This window comes from Caballeronia sp. AZ10_KS36 (assembly GCF_023631105.1).
Classification (GTDB): Bacteria; Pseudomonadota; Gammaproteobacteria; order Burkholderiales; family Burkholderiaceae; genus Caballeronia.
The window spans coordinates 185,799-201,397 of sequence record NZ_JALQDQ010000018.1 but is presented as its reverse complement, the minus strand read 5'-3'; the positions used below and the strand labels follow the sequence as shown (position 1 = coordinate 201,397).

General features: G+C 64.8%; 14 protein-coding genes and 2 tRNA genes. 9 read left to right on the top strand and 7 right to left on the bottom strand.

Annotated features, from left to right (window positions below):
- Together acpS and nagZ are read left to right on the top strand one after the other, a co-directional pair.
- Positions 1-414 carry a holo-ACP synthase gene (gene acpS / locus NCR35_RS11080; RefSeq protein WP_244846908.1) on the top strand — a complete coding sequence of 138 codons (414 nt, stop codon included), beginning with the start codon at positions 1-3 and terminating at the stop codon, positions 412-414.
- Between the two features lie 49 nt (positions 415-463).
- On the top strand, positions 464-1,492 hold the full coding sequence (gene nagZ / locus NCR35_RS11075) for a beta-N-acetylhexosaminidase (protein ID WP_250534709.1): 1,029 nt from the start codon (positions 464-466) through the stop codon (positions 1,490-1,492).
- 72 nt (positions 1,493-1,564) lie between these two features.
- On the opposite strand, the gene NCR35_RS11070 is transcribed toward nagZ, so the two are convergent.
- From NCR35_RS11070 to earP, 4 genes are all read right to left on the bottom strand, one after another.
- Positions 1,565-2,956, bottom strand: coding sequence for a sigma-54-dependent transcriptional regulator (locus tag NCR35_RS11070; RefSeq protein ID WP_175944445.1), 1,392 nt, complete (start codon positions 2,954-2,956; stop codon positions 1,565-1,567).
- A gap of 185 nt (positions 2,957-3,141) precedes the next feature.
- On the bottom strand, positions 3,142-3,474 hold the full coding sequence (locus tag NCR35_RS11065; protein ID WP_250534392.1) for a BON domain-containing protein: 333 nt from the start codon (positions 3,472-3,474) through the stop codon (positions 3,142-3,144).
- Between the two features lie 299 nt (positions 3,475-3,773).
- Complete coding sequence (efp, locus tag NCR35_RS11060; RefSeq protein WP_175944441.1) at positions 3,774-4,331, bottom strand: elongation factor P; 558 nt, start codon at positions 4,329-4,331, stop codon at positions 3,774-3,776.
- A gap of 252 nt (positions 4,332-4,583) precedes the next feature.
- A complete protein-coding gene (earP, locus tag NCR35_RS11055; protein ID WP_250534391.1) occupies positions 4,584-5,750 on the bottom strand; it encodes an elongation factor P maturation arginine rhamnosyltransferase EarP in 1,167 nt (388 codons plus the stop codon).
- 121 nt (positions 5,751-5,871) lie between these two features.
- On the opposite strand from earP, the gene uvrC reads away from it, so the two are divergent.
- The 5 genes from uvrC (at position 5,872) to NCR35_RS11030 (ending at position 9,731) form a co-directional block, all read left to right on the top strand.
- Positions 5,872-8,016, top strand: coding sequence for an excinuclease ABC subunit UvrC (uvrC, locus tag NCR35_RS11050; RefSeq protein WP_250534390.1), 2,145 nt, complete (start codon positions 5,872-5,874; stop codon positions 8,014-8,016).
- Between the two features lie 118 nt (positions 8,017-8,134).
- Positions 8,135-8,731, top strand: coding sequence for a CDP-diacylglycerol--glycerol-3-phosphate 3-phosphatidyltransferase (gene pgsA, locus NCR35_RS11045; protein ID WP_250534389.1), 597 nt, complete (start codon positions 8,135-8,137; stop codon positions 8,729-8,731).
- A 160-nt stretch (positions 8,732-8,891) separates the two neighbouring features.
- Positions 8,892-8,967: transfer RNA gene (locus tag NCR35_RS11040), tRNA-Gly, on the top strand.
- A gap of 80 nt (positions 8,968-9,047) precedes the next feature.
- A tRNA-Cys gene (locus tag NCR35_RS11035) sits at positions 9,048-9,121 on the top strand.
- Positions 9,122-9,236: 115 nt separating this feature from the next.
- The gene (locus NCR35_RS11030) at positions 9,237-9,731 is read left to right on the top strand and encodes a GNAT family N-acetyltransferase (RefSeq protein WP_250534388.1); all 495 of its coding nucleotides are present in this window, start codon (positions 9,237-9,239) and stop codon (positions 9,729-9,731) included.
- A gap of 6 nt (positions 9,732-9,737) precedes the next feature.
- On the opposite strand, the gene NCR35_RS11025 is transcribed toward NCR35_RS11030, so the two are convergent.
- Positions 9,738-10,601: a cytochrome c oxidase assembly protein gene (locus tag NCR35_RS11025; protein WP_250534387.1), complete on the bottom strand. Its 864-nt coding sequence runs from the start codon at positions 10,599-10,601 to the stop codon at positions 9,738-9,740.
- Between the two features lies 1 nt (position 10,602).
- Positions 10,603-11,235 carry an SCO family protein gene (locus NCR35_RS11020; RefSeq protein WP_250534386.1) on the bottom strand — a complete coding sequence of 211 codons (633 nt, stop codon included), beginning with the start codon at positions 11,233-11,235 and terminating at the stop codon, positions 10,603-10,605.
- 286 nt (positions 11,236-11,521) lie between these two features.
- On the opposite strand from NCR35_RS11020, the gene otsB reads away from it, so the two are divergent.
- The gene (gene otsB / locus NCR35_RS11015; protein WP_250534385.1) at positions 11,522-12,274 is read left to right on the top strand and encodes a trehalose-phosphatase; all 753 of its coding nucleotides are present in this window, start codon (positions 11,522-11,524) and stop codon (positions 12,272-12,274) included.
- Positions 12,271-13,653: an alpha,alpha-trehalose-phosphate synthase (UDP-forming) gene (otsA, locus tag NCR35_RS11010; protein WP_250534384.1), complete on the top strand. Its 1,383-nt coding sequence runs from the start codon at positions 12,271-12,273 to the stop codon at positions 13,651-13,653. Before otsB ends, otsA begins: the two co-directional genes overlap by 4 nt.
- Positions 13,654-13,709: 56 nt before the next feature.
- Here the strand turns inward: otsA and NCR35_RS11005 are convergent, their stop codons facing one another.
- Positions 13,710-15,590 carry an ABC transporter ATP-binding protein gene (locus NCR35_RS11005; protein ID WP_244140226.1) on the bottom strand — a complete coding sequence of 627 codons (1,881 nt, stop codon included), beginning with the start codon at positions 15,588-15,590 and terminating at the stop codon, positions 13,710-13,712.
- Between the last annotated feature and the right edge of the window lie 9 nt (positions 15,591-15,599).

Sequence of the window (15,599 nt, the reverse complement as noted above, 5' to 3'; positions counted from 1 at the left end):
ATGGCCATCTACGGAATCGGCACGGACCTCGTGCAAGTGAGCCGCGTCGCGGGCGTCATGGAGCGCACCAACGGGCGCTTCGCCGAGAAAGTGCTCGGCCCCGACGAACTGCGCATCTATCACGCGCGGCGCGCGCGCTCCGAAGTGCGCGGCCTCGCGTTTCTCGCCACGCGCTTTTCCGCGAAGGAAGCGTTCTCGAAGGCGATCGGCCTCGGCATGCGCTGGCCGATGACCTGGCGCGCGCTGCAAACGCTCAACGAGCCGAGCGGCAAGCCGGTGATCGTGGCATCGGGCGAGCTGGCCGAATGGCTCGCACAACGCGGCATCACGGCACAAGTGACGCTCAGCGACGAGCGCGACTACGCGGTGACGTTCGTTATCGCGGAAATCGCGGAAATTGCGGATAAGGCGTGACCTGCGCAACCATCACACATTCACCACAACAAGAAGCCAATTGAATCCGATGAAACGCATTCCCGGCCCCGTCATGTTCGACGTCGCCGGCACGACGCTCACCGACGCGGATATCGAGCGCCTTTCGCATCCGATGACGGGCGGCATCATTCTCTTCGCGCGGCATTTTCAGGACCGCGCGCAACTGGTGGCGCTCACCGACGCGATCCGCGCGGTGCGCGACGACATTCTGATCGCGGTCGATCACGAAGGCGGGCGCGTGCAGCGTTTCCGCACCGACGGCTTCACGGTGCTGCCCGCGCCGGGCAAGCTCGGCGCGCTCTGGGACCGCGATGTTCTGGCCGCGAGCAAGGCGGCCACCGCGTTCGGTTACGTGCTCGCGTCGGAGTTGCGCGCGTGCGGCATCGACATGAGCTTCACGCCGGTGCTCGATCTGAACTACGGGCAATCGCAGGTGATCGGCGACCGCGCGCTGCATAGCGATCCGCGCGTGGTGACGATGCTCGCGAAGAGCCTGAACCACGGTCTTGCGCTCGCGGGCATGGCGAACTGCGGCAAGCACTTTCCGGGGCATGGCTTCGCGGCGGCGGACTCGCACGTCGCGTTGCCGACGGACGATCGTCCGCTCGACGAGATCCTCGCCGCCGATGTGCGTCCGTACGACTGGCTCGGGTTGTCGCTCGCGTCGGTCATTCCGGCGCACGTCATCTACACGCAGGTCGACGACAAGCCCGCCGGTTTCTCGCGCATCTGGCTGCAAGACATTCTGCGTGGCAAGCTCGGCTTCAACGGCGCGATCTTCAGCGACGATCTTTCGATGGAAGCCGCCCGCGCGGGCGGCACGCTCACCGAAGCCGCGACGGCCGCGCTCACGGCGGGTTGCGACATGGTGCTGATCTGCAATCAGCCGGAAGAGGCGGGCAAGGTGCTGGAACAGTTGCGCTTCACGCCGACGAAGGCGTCGCAGCAGCGCATCAAGCAGATGCGGCCGCGCGGCAAGGCGCTGCGCTGGAACAAGCTGCAAAGCCAGCCGGAATATCAGGCCGCGCGCCAGCTCGTGAAAACCGCGCTGGGCTGAACGGCTCGCCCGAATGACAAAACGCCACGGCAACTGCTTGCCGTGGCGTTTTCATTTGGGGACTCGCGCCGCTTACGACGATTCCAGCTTCATGCGCTGGAGCTTGTTGTAGAGCGTCTTGGGACTGATGCCGAGCAGCGTCGCCGCGCGATGCCGCGTGCCGCCGACCGCTTCGAGCGTCGCGCGGATCAGCATGTCCTCGACATCGGCGAGCGCCGTGCCGACCGTCACCTGCACGCTGCTGCCGTTGAGGCCGCGCCCGCCGATCCCGCCGGGCTCGTCGACGCGCAACGTCTCGATGGTCTCGCCGGATGCGTGATACGCGCGGCGCACGCGCTCGCGCATTTCGCGCACGTTGCCGGGCCATTCGTTCGCGAGGCATTCGCGCAGGAAAGCCGGGCTGATGCGCTTGGGCGACCCGCTCGTGATGCCGGCAATGTGGTTCTCGCGGTTCAATTCGTCGACGAACTGCTCGGCCATGAGCGCGATGTCGTCGTCGCGTTCGCGCAGCGGCGGCAGGACGATCGACGACGCCGAGAGGCGCTGGAACAGGTCTTCGCGCAGGGCGCCGCTCGACACGGCATCGCGGGCCGGCGCGCGCAACGCGGCGATCAGGCGGAAGTCCGTCATGATGCGATTGCTGCCGCCGACGCGCATGAACGTCTGCGAGTCCAGCGCGCGCAACAACGCTTCTTGCTGCGCCGCAGGCAGCGAGTCGATCTGATCGAGGAACAGCGTGCCGCCGCCCGCTTGTTCGAGCAGGCCCGGCTCGCGGTTTTCTGCGCCGGCGAACGCGTTGCGCTCGTGGCCGAAGAGCACGCTGTCCATCGAGCGGTGCGCGCCTTCTTCGCGGATCGTCGAGCAATCGAAGCTGATGAACGGCCCCTTGCGACGGCGGCTCAGCTGATGGATCGTGTGCGCCGCGAGCTTCTTGCCGGTGCCCGGCTCGCCGCTGATCAGCACGGCGGCTTCCGTGGGCGCGGTGTGCTCGATCTGGTCGTAGACGTGCTGCATCGGCACGCTGCGCCCAAGCATGTCGCCGAAATGGCCGAGTTCGCGCAGCGTCGAGCGCAGCGCCTGCACTTCTTCCGTCAGCTCGTAAGGGCGCGGAATGCGCGCCAGAAGGCTGCGCAGACGCGGAATGTTGACGGGCTTCAGCAAGTAATCCCAAATACCGTGGCGCAGACCTTCGATCGCGCTTTCGACCGTCGCATTGCCCGTCATCACGATGACGGGAAGCGCGCCGTCGGGCGGTTGCGAGGGCAGGCTCGGCAGGAGGTCGAGGCCGCTGCCGTCGGGCAGGTTCAGGTCGATCAGCACGACGTCCGGAATGAAGCGCGTCAATGCGGAACGGGCTTCGGCGAGCGTCGTCGCGGTGTCGACCGAGAAGCCGTCGGCGGACAAGATCGCGGACAGGCCGGAAAGGCTATTGGGATCGTCTTCGACAATCAGAGCGTGTGGCATGGCAGACACAACGTATCAAAATGGACTGTAATTGCCGTTGCCGCATGCGTCGCCAGGCGAGGGCGGCGCTTGAAACTCGGGCGCTCGTGGGCGGGCTGCGGCGTCTCGTCCCGGTCGAACATCGGATCGGCGTGGCATCCCGCTGCGGTTTTCTTTTTGTCCTGCGATTGGATGGGGCTAGTGCGTCATTGCGGCTTCACGTGCAGATCGTTGTTGACGGATTGCACCCCCGACACGCTGCGAGTTACTGCGACGGCCTTCCGAATCTGTTCCTCCGAGTTCACGTTTCCGGACAGCACCACGACGCCGCGATACGTCGACACGCTGACCGCGAGCGACTTTAATCCCGGGTCGGCCAAGAGCGCCGTTTTCACGCGCGCAGTCACCGAGGCATCCGACGCGTAATCTCCGGCGGATTCGGCGGTCGGTGCCGACGCGCATCCCGCCAGGAAGAAGGCGGGAAGAGCAAGCGCGGCGACCACCACCAGTCGGCCGAAGAGGGACGGCGAATTGCGCATGTCGTGTTGTTTAGTCCGTATTAAGCGAACTGAGCAGGAACTGTGCCAATCGATTATTGACGAACTGCCGTCCACCTCCGCGCTTGATTTCGAAGGGAAAAGGGGGCGCGAAGAACACGCGTTCGGAACGCGCACCGGCACGTCAGTTGCAACGATGACCGGTAAAGTTTGCCTGAAACTGTCAAAAACTTCATGCAAAAGAAAAAGCGCCCGCGATGGGGCGCTTTTTTGTGACAGCGGCGGGAGGCGGTTTCGGAACCACCGGCCCGCGTCCGGCGTGAGAGCGTAATGGTTACGTCTTACGCGCGGCTGCGGTACTCGTTCGTGCGCGTGTCGATTTCGATCTTGTCGCCGATGTTGCAGAAGAGCGGCACTTGCAGTTCGAAGCCGGTGTGGAGCTTCGCGGTCTTCAGCACCTTGCCCGACGACGTATCGCCCTTGACGGCCGGTTCCGTGTAGACGATTTCGCGAACCAGCGTGGTCGGCAGTTCGACCGAGATGGCCTTCTCGTTGTAGAACACGACTTCGCACGCCATGCCGTCTTCGAGGTAGTTGAGCGCGTCGCCCATCATTTCGGCTTCGACTTCGTACTGGTTGTAGTCGGCGTCCATGAACACGTACATCGGGTCGGCGAAGTACGAGTACGTCACTTCCTTGCGGTCGAGCACGACGACGTCGAACTTGTCGTCCGCCTTGTAGACGGTTTCCATGCCCGCGTTGGTCAGCAGGTTCTTGAACTTCATTTTGACGACCGCTGCGTTACGGCCGGATTTGTTGTATTCGGCGCGCTGCACGACCATGGCATCGTTGCCGATCATGACGACGTTGCCGACGCGGAGTTCTTGTGCGGTCTTCATAAAACTGGATCCTTACGAATGAATATGGCCAGACTTGGCTGATTGGTGTTGATAGTGGCTGATCGGATTTGCGGCGCTGTCGGAACGTTTTCTCATGGGCCTTTTCGTCATGGGCCGCGACAGATACGCGCGACAGAAAGCGGCTTGCTCATCGGATAACCGCTTATTTTAACTGAGTTTTTGCTTATTTGGCGAGCCGGGCTGGCACCGTGCACGCTTTCATGCGATACGGAAGACGGCGCGTTCGCGTGGTTACGCCGCCATGCGGGCCGTCACATGCGAGACCAGATTGCCGGCCAGATCGCCGACGCTCGCCAGTTCATCCGCCCAGGCGGACGCGCGCGACTCGAATTCGCCCCGATGCCGCCAGAAGTCCGCCCAGTCCGGCGTGCCCGCGCCGTTCCATGCGTGCCAGAAGCGGCTGATCGACTGATCCGCCGCTGGCGACATCCCGCGAGTGAGGTGCGCGAGCGCGGCATCGAGCTTCGGCAGATGCGCGTCGTCGGCCTGCGGATAGATCTGCCAGACGAAAGGCTTTCGCGCCCACTGCGCGCGCACGAACGAGTCTTCGCCGCGCACGAAGTTGATATCGGATGCCCACAGCAGTTCGTCGAAACGCGGTTGCTCGACGAAACACAACGCGTGCGCCTGAAGCGCGCCCGCCCGCGCCGATGTGCCCGCCGCGAACCCGGGCAGGCCGAAGAAGCGCGCGACCGCGCCGGAGATGCGGCCTTCGGGCACAAGGAGAACGATGCGCGCCGCGCCGTCGCGCCATTGCGCGAGCAGCGCATCGACGGCGGGATTTTCGTACGCGAACAGGGAAACGACGGTCGAGCCGTCGTCCGGACGCGCGATGCCCACGCGTTGCCGCCACCATGCCGCTGCATCGAAGCGCGTGCGCGCGGTGTCCAGATCGCGCTCTTTCAGCACGCCGCCCGTGCTCGCGCCCAAGCCCGGAAAGAAAAAAGTCTTGTCGAGCGGATAGCGCGGATGCGGCGAGGGCCGCAGATGGAAGTCCGCGACCCAGTCCTCGCCGCTCAAATATTCGAGGTTGATCCACACGGGCTTGCGCTCGCGCCGCGCCATCGCCGCGATGTACGCGTGCGGCAGCTCGCACGCGAAGGCTTCGACGACGACATCCGCGATCTCGATTGTCTCGCCGGCGTGCGCGGGTTCGCGCCAGTGCTCGATGACGACGCCCGCCGCCTCCTGCCGCGCGAGCGACGCATCGACGGCGGGGCAGAGCACGTGAAAAACCGCGAGGTCATCGACGAAAAGCCGCACGCGCCAGCCATGTTCCGCGCGCAGTTGGCGCGCGAGCCGCCAGCACACGCCGATATCGCCGAAGTTGTCGACGACCGCGCAGAAGATGTCGCAGGCGAGTTCCTGCGAGGAAGAAGTCGTGGAGGCGGTGGACATGGCGAGAGGGCGGCCGGCGGGACCGCGCCGTAATGATCTAAACTGGCGATTCTAAGATACCGTCCGCCCCACGGCTCGCCGCCGCCCTTGTCCCTTCGCGCTTCGTCGCGATATTCGCTGCATGACTCAGACCGACGCCCCCGAATCCCATTTCGACCCGAAGAAGACGCTCGCGCAACTGCCGCATCTGCCGGGCGTGTACCGCTATTACGACGGCGACGGCAACGTGCTCTACGTCGGCAAGGCGCGCAACCTGAAGAAGCGCGTGTCGAGCTACTTCACGAAGACGCTGCATTCGCCGCGCATCGCGATGATGGTCACGCGCATCCGCAAGATCGAGACGACGGTCACGCGCTCGGAGGCCGAAGCGCTGCTGCTCGAAAACAATCTGATCAAGGCGCTCGCGCCGCGCTACAACATCCTGTTTCGCGACGACAAGTCGTATCCGTTCCTCAAGCTCACCGGTCATCAGTTTCCGCGCATGGCGTACTACCGCGGCGCGGTGGACAAGAAGAACCAGTATTTCGGGCCGTTTCCGAGCGCGTGGGCCGTGCGCGAGAGCATCCAGATTCTGCAGCGCGTGTTCCAGTTGCGCACGTGCGAGGACTCGGTGTTCAGCAACCGCACGCGTCCGTGTCTCTTGCATCAGATCGGGCGATGCACCGCGCCGTGCACCGGCCTCATCACCGAGGAGGATTACGCGCGCGACGTGGCCAATGCGTCGCGCTTTCTGCTCGGGCGGCAGGGTGAGGTGATGAAGGAACTGGAGCAGAAGATGCACGCGTTCGCCGCCGACCTCAAGTTCGAGCAGGCGGCGGCCGTGCGCAACCAGATGAGTTCGCTCTCGACGGTGCTGCATCAGCAGGCGATCGAAGTCGGCAGCGACAGCGACGTGGATATCCTCGCGGTGGTCGCGCTGGGCGGCAAGGTGTGCGTGAATCTGGCGATGGTGCGCGGCGGGCGGCATCTGGGCGACAAGGCGTATTTCCCGGCGCATGTGGAAAGCGCGGTGGCGCTCGGCGGTGACGAAGACGACATCGAGGATGGGGAGCCGGGGGAAGAGGCGGTCGAAGGCGACGTTGGCGCGGATGTGGAAGTGTCGGCGAGCGTGGAGGCGAATGCGAACTCTGCGTTGAACGCCGGCGCCGAAGCAGAAGCCAACGCCGAACCGCCATCCGATGCCAGCGCAGATACAAATGCCACTCCGGAACCCCGCGAAGCCACCCTCGAGGCCGAAGTGCTCGAAGCCTTCATGGCGCAGCACTACATCGGCAATCGCGTGCCGCCGGTGCTGATCGTGACGCATGCGCCGAGCCGCGAACTCGTCGATCTGCTCATCGAACAGGCCGGGCACAAGGTCGCGCTGCTGCGACAGCCGCAGGGCCAGAAGCGCGTGTGGCTTTCGATGGCCGAGCAAAACGCGAAGCTCGCGCTCGCACGCCTCTTGTCGGAACAGGGCTCGCAGCAGGCGCGCACCCGCTCGCTAGCGGAAACGCTCGGGCTCGACATGGACGATCTCGCGCTCATGCGCATCGAGTGCTTCGACATCAGCCATACGATGGGCGAGGCGACGCAGGCGTCGTGCGTCGTGTATCACCATCACAAGATGCAGACGGGCGAATACCGCCGCTACAACATCAACGGCATCACGCCCGGCGACGACTACGCCGCGATGCGCCAGGTGTTGACGCGCCGCTACGAGAAGATGGTCGCGCAGGCGGCCGCCAACGCGAACGAGGAAGCGGCGGCCCTGCAACCCGAGGACGCCGCCGATCCCAACGTCACGCCCGATGCGGCGCCCGCGGTCGCGGCGGGCGGCACGCTGCCGAACATCGTGCTGATCGACGGCGGCAAGGGGCAGGTCGAGATCGCGCGGCAGGTGTTCTCGGAGCTCGGGCTGGATCACGGCATGCTCGTTGGCGTGGCGAAGGGCGAAGGGCGCAAGGTCGGCCTGGAGACCTTGATCTTCGCGGACGGCCGGCCGGCGCTCGAACTCGGCAAGGAAAGCGCCGCGCTGATGCTCGTCGCGCAGATTCGCGACGAAGCGCACCGCTTCGCGATCACCGGCATGCGGGCGAAGCGCGCGAAGGCGCGGCAGACGTCGCGGCTGGAGGAACTGGAAGGCGTCGGCGCAAAACGGCGCCAGCGGCTGCTGTCGCGCTTCGGCGGATTGCGCGGCGTGCAGGCGGCGAGCGTCGAAGACCTGGCGAGCGTCGAAGGCATTTCGCTTGCGCTCGCGCAGCAGATTTACCGGCAGTTGCATTGACGAGCCCCGCCGCGCGGCCCGCTGCAAGCCGCGCCGCGCGGGGCGCGCGCCTTGTGAGCGGCAGAGCGACACGGCACAATGGCGGCTCCCTTACATGTCCTTCACTCGCTGATCGCCCATGCCGTTCAACTTACCGATCTTTCTGACGTGGTTGCGAATCGTGCTGATTCCGCTCGTCGTGGGCGTGTTCTATCTGCCGGACGTCATGTTGAGCCCGGAGCATCGCAATCTGCTCGCGATGATCATCTTCGTGCTCGCCGCGCTCACCGATTGGTTCGACGGCTTTCTCGCGCGCAAGCTCGATCAGACCTCCGCATTCGGCGCGTTCCTCGATCCGGTCGCCGACAAGCTGATGGTCACTGCCGCGCTCCTCGTGCTCGTGCAGCTGTCGCGTCTGAACGCGGTGATCGCGCTCGTGATCGTCGGCCGCGAGATCACCATTTCGGCGTTGCGCGAATGGATGGCGCAGATCGGCGCATCGAAGAGCGTGGCGGTGAATTCGCTCGGCAAGTTCAAGACCGTCTGTCAGATGGTCGCCATTCCGATGCTGCTGTTCTACGGCCCGCTGCGCATCGCGGGCACGCAGTGGGTCATGGACACGCGCGTGTGGGGCTTGTGGCTCATCGATGTCGCGGCTTTCCTCACCGTCTGGTCGATGCTCTATTACATGAAGCTGGCGTGGCCGCAGATCCGCGAACGCGGCGGCATGTTGTGAGCCGGTGTCGGCGTAGTGCAAAAAATTGCGTCTAACGCGAATAAACCGCACCAGAGACAGTTGACAGGCGCCTTTTCCTTCTACATAATCTCGTTTCTCTGATGCGCGACGCAAAGCAGCAAGCGAAGAAACAAGCGAAGCGGTCAAGCAAGAAGTGAATGCGGGAGTAGCTCAGTTGGTAGAGCGCAACCTTGCCAAGGTTGAGGTCGCGAGTTCGAGACTCGTCTCCCGCTCCAGTCAAAGGGGAAGCAACGCTTCCCTTTTTGTTTGGTGAGTCAGCCGGCGTCGTTCGACCGGCGCGCACCACACCGCTTTCGGCGCGATAGCAAAGCGGTTATGCAGCGGCCTGCAAAGCCGTTTAGACCGGTTCGACTCCGGTTCGCGCCTCCACTTGAAAAGCCCTGACCCGTCAGGGCTTTTTCTTTATCCGCGCTTCATTCGATACCGACGCAACCGGCCGCGCGGCATAATCGCAGAACGCCCGTGCGATCCGATACCTATTCCCATGACCGACCGACTCTCCGACATTCAATGGCGCTGGAAGCCCTTCGACGACCTGACGCCCGCTGAAGTCTACGACATGCTCGCCGCCCGCAGCGCGGTCTTCGTCGTCGAGCAGAATTGCGTGTACGGCGATATCGACGGGCTCGATACCAACGCGTGGCATCTTCTCGCGTACGGGGAAGGGGACAAGCGTCCGCGCTTGGCAGGCTATCTGCGCGTACTGCTGCCGGGCAATCCGGACGCGAGCGAGAAAGACGTACGCATCGGCCGCGTGCTGACGACCGTCGGCTTTCGCGGCATGAAGCTCGGCAACGCCATGCTCGAACGCGCGCTGAAGCACATCCTCGAACAATGGCCGGACGAGCCCATCAGCCTGCACGCGCAAGCGCACTTGCAGCGGTTCTACGGCGCATTCGGCTTCGTCGCGTCCTCGGGCGTGCACGACGAGGACGGCATCCCGCACGTCTGGATGCGCCGTCCCGGCTTCGGCTCGTGATTTGACTCATGACGCGGTCGCGCGCACCGGATTGACGCGCGTCGCGCGCTCCTGACGCAGCCGCGAGCGCGCCGACAGCCGCAGCCAGTGGCGCAGCGCGATCAACGCGCCGATCACGCTCATCATCGAGCCGGGAATCCACAGCAACAGACCGCCGATCTGCTGATCGCGCATCGGCGTGATCCACGTGAACGCGCGGCCGCAGATCGAATAGATCGGATACAGCTCGTGCGGCGTGAAAAAGATGAACGCGCCGAGAATGATCTGCGGCGGAATCGCGGCGATCACGACGAGAATGCGTCGTCCCGGCGCGAGCCGCGCGGGCGGCGCGGGCCGCGGGTCCAGCACGAGCCACCAGAAGAGCAGGCCGTCGATCACCATGCTCCAGTTCATCACGCGATAGAGCCGGGCATCGAGCATCGCCTTGAAATGGATCGGCGACAGCAGCCAGAAGTAGATCAGGCCGACGAACAGCAGCACCGCGACAGCCGGATTGAACACGATATCGAAGAACATGCGCGCAGCGCGCGTCTCGGTGAGCGGGCGCAGCCAGCGTTGCCGCCAGGCGAACGGCACGCCGGCGCGCAGCGCCGCGCCTGGATACGACAGCGCGATCAGAAACGGCCCGAGGTGATGCAGCACCAGATGTTGCAGCCGATGCATGAAGAACTCGTGCTCGAAGAAGTAATCGAGCCGCGTGTGCAGCGCCACGTAGAGCGCGCTCAAGCCCAGCCAGAACGCGATGTGCCGCGAGATCGAGACCCGCGCATGCCGCGCGCCGCGCGCGAACAGAACTGCGGCGATGAGCACCGCGATCACGACCGTCGGCGACGGCTCCCACGGGTCGAGCCAATAGATAAGCGTGCTCATGTCACGCGTCCTTCGAATGGATGACGCGGCGCAGATCGGCCGCGATCGCGTCGATGGAATCGCGGTCCGTCGCAAGCAGGCGCGCGTGGCCTTCGCGATCGAAGATATAGACGCCTGAACTGTGCGAGACCTCGTAGGCGCCGTTCGGATCGCGCTTTTCCATCTGATACGCAATGCGATACCGCTGCGCGACCGCTTCGATGGCGCGGTCGCTGCCGGTCAGGCCGACGGCGTGCTTTTCGTCGAACGCGCGGACGTACGCGCGCAAGAGCGGCGGCGTGTCGCGCGCGGGATCGACGGAAACGAACAGGATGCGCGTGTTGTCCGCGTCGGGGCCCACGCGCTGTAAGACTTGTATCAGGCGAGCCAACGTTTCGGGGCACACGTCGGGGCAATGCGTGTAGCCGAAGTAGACGAGCGTCGTGTGTCCCTTGAACGAGCGTCCGGTCACGGGCGCGCCGCTGTCGTCGGTGAGCGAGAAGTGGAGGTCGGGCAAGTGTCCCGAGACGTCCGTCAGATGCCAGGGCTCGCCCGGTCGCGAGCACGCGGCGAGCGCGAGAAAAGCGAGCGAAGCAAGGAAACGGCGCCAGCGCGCGGCCGGCGTTGCAGGCGAAGCGGGGAACGAAGTGTGCATCGGGAGGATCGGGCCGCGATAGGCGCCGGGCTTTGACGGCAGGAACATCTGTCGCAAAATACACGCCTTTGCCGAGCGAGGTGGCGCATCATCTACGTTGCGGACCATTTTTGAGACGATTTGCCGCACAATCCCGCCGTGCTGAAAGCTCGTCGAAGATGAACGGAAGGCTCGCCGAATGCGTTCGTCAGTCACGCGGCTTTCCGGACCGAAAGCTGGCGCACGTAAGATGCGCAACACTTCGCGCGCCGCGCGCCGTCAAAGGGAAACCACAGGCCAACGACCGATGCAAATTCTTCCCGATTCCCTGTCTCTCGCCGAGACCGCATTTTTCTTCGATTTCGACGGCACGCTCGTCGAACTCGCCTCCACGCCGGACGGCATTTTCGTGCCGCGATCGGTGCCCGATATTCTCGCTGCGCTCAGACGCGCGACCAACAACGCGGTCGCGGTCGTGTCGGGGCGGGGCATCGATAATATCGACTCGTTCTTGCAGATTCCGGATCTGCCCGTCGCGGGCATGCACGGCGCCGAGCGGCGCGACGCCAATGGCGATGTCCAGCGCATCGGCTTCAACGACGAGCGGCTCCTGCGCATGGAGCACGTGCTGGAGGGCGTGGTGAGCGCCAATCCCGGCATGCTGCTGGAGATCAAGGGCGCGGCGCTCGCGCTGCATTACCGTAACGCGCCCGACCGCGAGCCGGCTGCGCGCGCGGCGACCGAGCGGCTCGTCGCCGACTACGCCGATGCCTACGTGCTCCAGCCCGGCAAGATGGTGTACGAGATCAAGCCGAAAGACGTGGACAAGGGCCGCGCGTTGCGCGCCTTCATGGCCGAGCCGCCGTTCACGGGCCGTAAGCCTGTGTTCATCGGCGACGATCTGACCGACGAGAAAGGTTTCGCGGTCGTCAACGAGTTCGATGGTCTGTCCATCAAGGTCGGACCGGGCGAGACCGTGGCGCGCTCGCGGATCGAATCGGTGGAACTGCTGCTCGACTGGCTGCAAGTGATCGCGGGAACGGCGGGGAAGCACGCGTGAGCCGTCTGATTATCGTTTCGAACCGGGTCGCGCCGATTTCCGAGGGCGGGCCGGCAGCGGGCGGGCTGGCGGTCGGCGTCTACGACGCGCTCAAGGAAACCGGCGGCGTGTGGTTCGGCTGGAGCGGCGAAGTCCTCTCCACGCCGCCCGACGGCATCACGCTGGAGGAGCACGGACCGGTGACGTTCGCGACCATCGGGCTCGTGCGGCGCGACTACGACCAGTATTACCGCGGCTTTTCGAACGCGACGCTGTGGCCCGCGTTCCACTATCGTCCGGACTTGATCGAGTTCGATCGCCACGAATACGACGGCTACTGCCGCGTGAATCACTGGCTCGCCGCGCGGCTCGCGCCGCTGCTGCGGCCCGACGACGTCATCTGGGTGCACGACTATCATCTGATTCCGTTCGCGCAGGCTTTGCGCGCGCTGGGCGTCGAGAATCGCATCGGCTTCTTTCTGCACATTCCGTTTCCCGCGTCGCAGATTCTGTTGAGCGTGCCGCGTCACCGCGAACTGGTCGAGGCGCTTTGCGCGTTCGATCTGCTCGGCTTTCAGACGGAGCCGGACGTGCGCGCGTTTTGCGATTACATCGAAAGCGAGGCGGGCGGGGCGCTCACGCGGCACGCTGACAAGCCTGTCGAGATTCACGCGTTCGGGCAGACGCTGAAGGCGGCGGCGTATCCGATCGGCGTGTATCCGGACGAAGTGCGCGCGCTCGCGAAGGATGGCGAGGGCGGGCGCGACGTGCAGATCGTCAAGGAGACGCTGCATCAGCGCAAGTTGGTGATGAGCGTCGACCGATTGGATTACTCGAAGGGCCTAGTCGAGCGTTTTCGCGCGTTCGAGCGTCTGTTCGAACACGATCCGCAGCAGCGCAACAACGTGTCGTTGCTCCAGATCGCGCCGCCGACGCGCACGGACGTCGACGCGTATCGCGACATTCGCCAGCAGCTCGAAGCCGAATCGGGGCGCATCAACGGACGCTATGCGGAGCTGGACTGGACGCCGATTCGCTATATCCATCGCCAGTACGAGCGGCCGGTGCTCGCCGCGCTCTTTCGCGAGGCGCATGTCGGCCTCGTGACGCCGCTGCGCGACGGCATGAATCTGGTCGCGAAGGAATACGTGTCCGCGCAGAACCCCGAGGATCCCGGCGTGCTCGTGCTCTCGCAGTTCGCGGGCGCGGCGCGCGAACTGACGGCGGCGCTGATCGTGAATCCGCTCGACATCGACGGCATGGCGGATGCGCTCGCCACCGCGCTCGCGATGCCGCTCGACGAGCGCCTGGCCCGGCATCAGGAGATGTATGCGCTCTTGCGCGACAACAACGTATCGGTGTGGCGCGACAACTTCCTGCGGGATCTGAAAGCGCGATAGACGCAAAAAAGCCGCGTTTCCTTGTCAGAAAACGCGGCTTATTCGTCACTCGCTTGTCAGGCCGGCTGCTTGTGCGGCGTCGCGACGATGGAAGGCAGCTTGCCATGTTGCTTGGCCAGCAACTCGCGATACAGCCCCGGCCGCTCGCGCAGTTCTTGCGGCGAGCCGTCGTCGATCACGCGGCCCGCGCTCATCACGATGATCCGGTCGAAGTTCTGCAGCGTCGAGAGCCGGTGCGCGATGGCAATCACCGTACGGCCGATCATCAGCCGGTCGAGCGCCTGCTGAATCGCTTCTTCCGACGCGCTGTCGAGCGCGGACGTGGCTTCGTCGAGCAGCAGGATCGGCGCGTTCTTCAGAATGGCCCGCGCGATGGCGATGCGCTGGCGCTGGCCGCCCGACAGCTTCACGCCGCGATCGCCGACGATCGTATCGAAACCTTCCGGCATCGCCTCGATGAAGTCCGTGCAGCGCGCCTCGCGGGCGGCGGCGAGCACTTCCTCGCGGCTCGCATCCGGACGCCCGTACGCGATGTTCTCGAACACCGTGCGATGGAACAGCGAAATATCCTGCGGCACGAGCGCGATGGCGTGACGCAAGCTGTCCTGCGTGATCGTGGCGATATCCTGGCCGTCGATCTTGATGCTGCCTTTCTGCGTCTCGTAGAAGCGTTGCAGCAGGGCGAGCACCGTCGACTTGCCCGCGCCCGACTTGCCGATCAGGCCCACGCGCTGCCCCGGCTCGATATGCAGATGGAAGTTGTCGAGAATCGGCCGGCGGCGCGGATACGCGAACGTCACGCCTTCGAAATCGACGCGCCCGCCTTGCGGCACGAGTTCCGTCGCATCCGACCGGTCCGGCATGCCGTGCGGCTCCAGCAGCGTCTGCACGGCTTCGGCGAGACGCGCGACGTGCTGCGTCACATCGACGAGCGCGACGGCGAGATCGCGCGTGCCGTGCAGGATGGTGAAGCCGAGCGAACTGACGAGCACGATATCGCCCGAGGTCGCTCGACCTTGCGACCACAGCCACAACGCCCAGCCGAGCAGGCCAGCGGACAGAATCGCGGTGACGACGGCATGGAAGAGGCGCAGCTTTTCGAGGTACAGCAGGCTTTGCTGGCGCGCGACCATTTCGGCCTTCACCGTCGAGCCGAAGCGTTTCTGCTCGCGGAACGTCATGCCGAACGCGCGCACGAGCGCCATGTTGCCGATGACGTCGACGAGTTCGCCATCCACCGAAGCCGCCTTCGACGCGAAGCTGTGATGCCGCGCGGAGCCGCGCTTCGCGAGCCGGTAGAGCACGAGCGCGAGAATGATCGAGGCGGCCATGAGGCCCGCCGCCATCAACGGATTGACCGCGACGATCATCACGATTGCGCCCAGCACCGCGATGCACGGCGGCAGGACGTTCCACGCCATCACGTTCTCTGACGTGTAGATGGCGTTCGAGGTCGCGGTAATGCGGCTCGCGAGCATGCCGGGCTGCTTCTCGGAGAAGTACGTCGGCGAATGGCCGGACAGGTACGAGAACAGGTCCTTGCGCAGATCGCCCGTGACGATCACGAACACATGCGCGCCGACCCAGCCGCCGACCCGCCATAGCAGGTTGTCGGCGGCGATCAGACCGACGAGGATCATGAACGCGCCCCAGAGCGGGCCCGGGTGGCCGCGCCCCTGACCGAGCACGTCGATCAGATGCTTGATCGCATATTGCGACGCCAGCGCGCACCCGACGGCCGCGAAGACGCTCGCGAGCACGATGGCATGGGCGATCGGATGCCGGCGGATGTAGCGCATCAGAAACGCGAGCGGGCGGTGCGCATAGCTCGCGAGCTTGGCGTTGTGCGCGTTACGCTGGGAGACGGTGAGTTGGTCCAATGGTCTTTTTGGGTCGTAAAGCGGTTGAGCGTGTGTTGCGCCTTCGGGCGATGCCATGCGGATGCA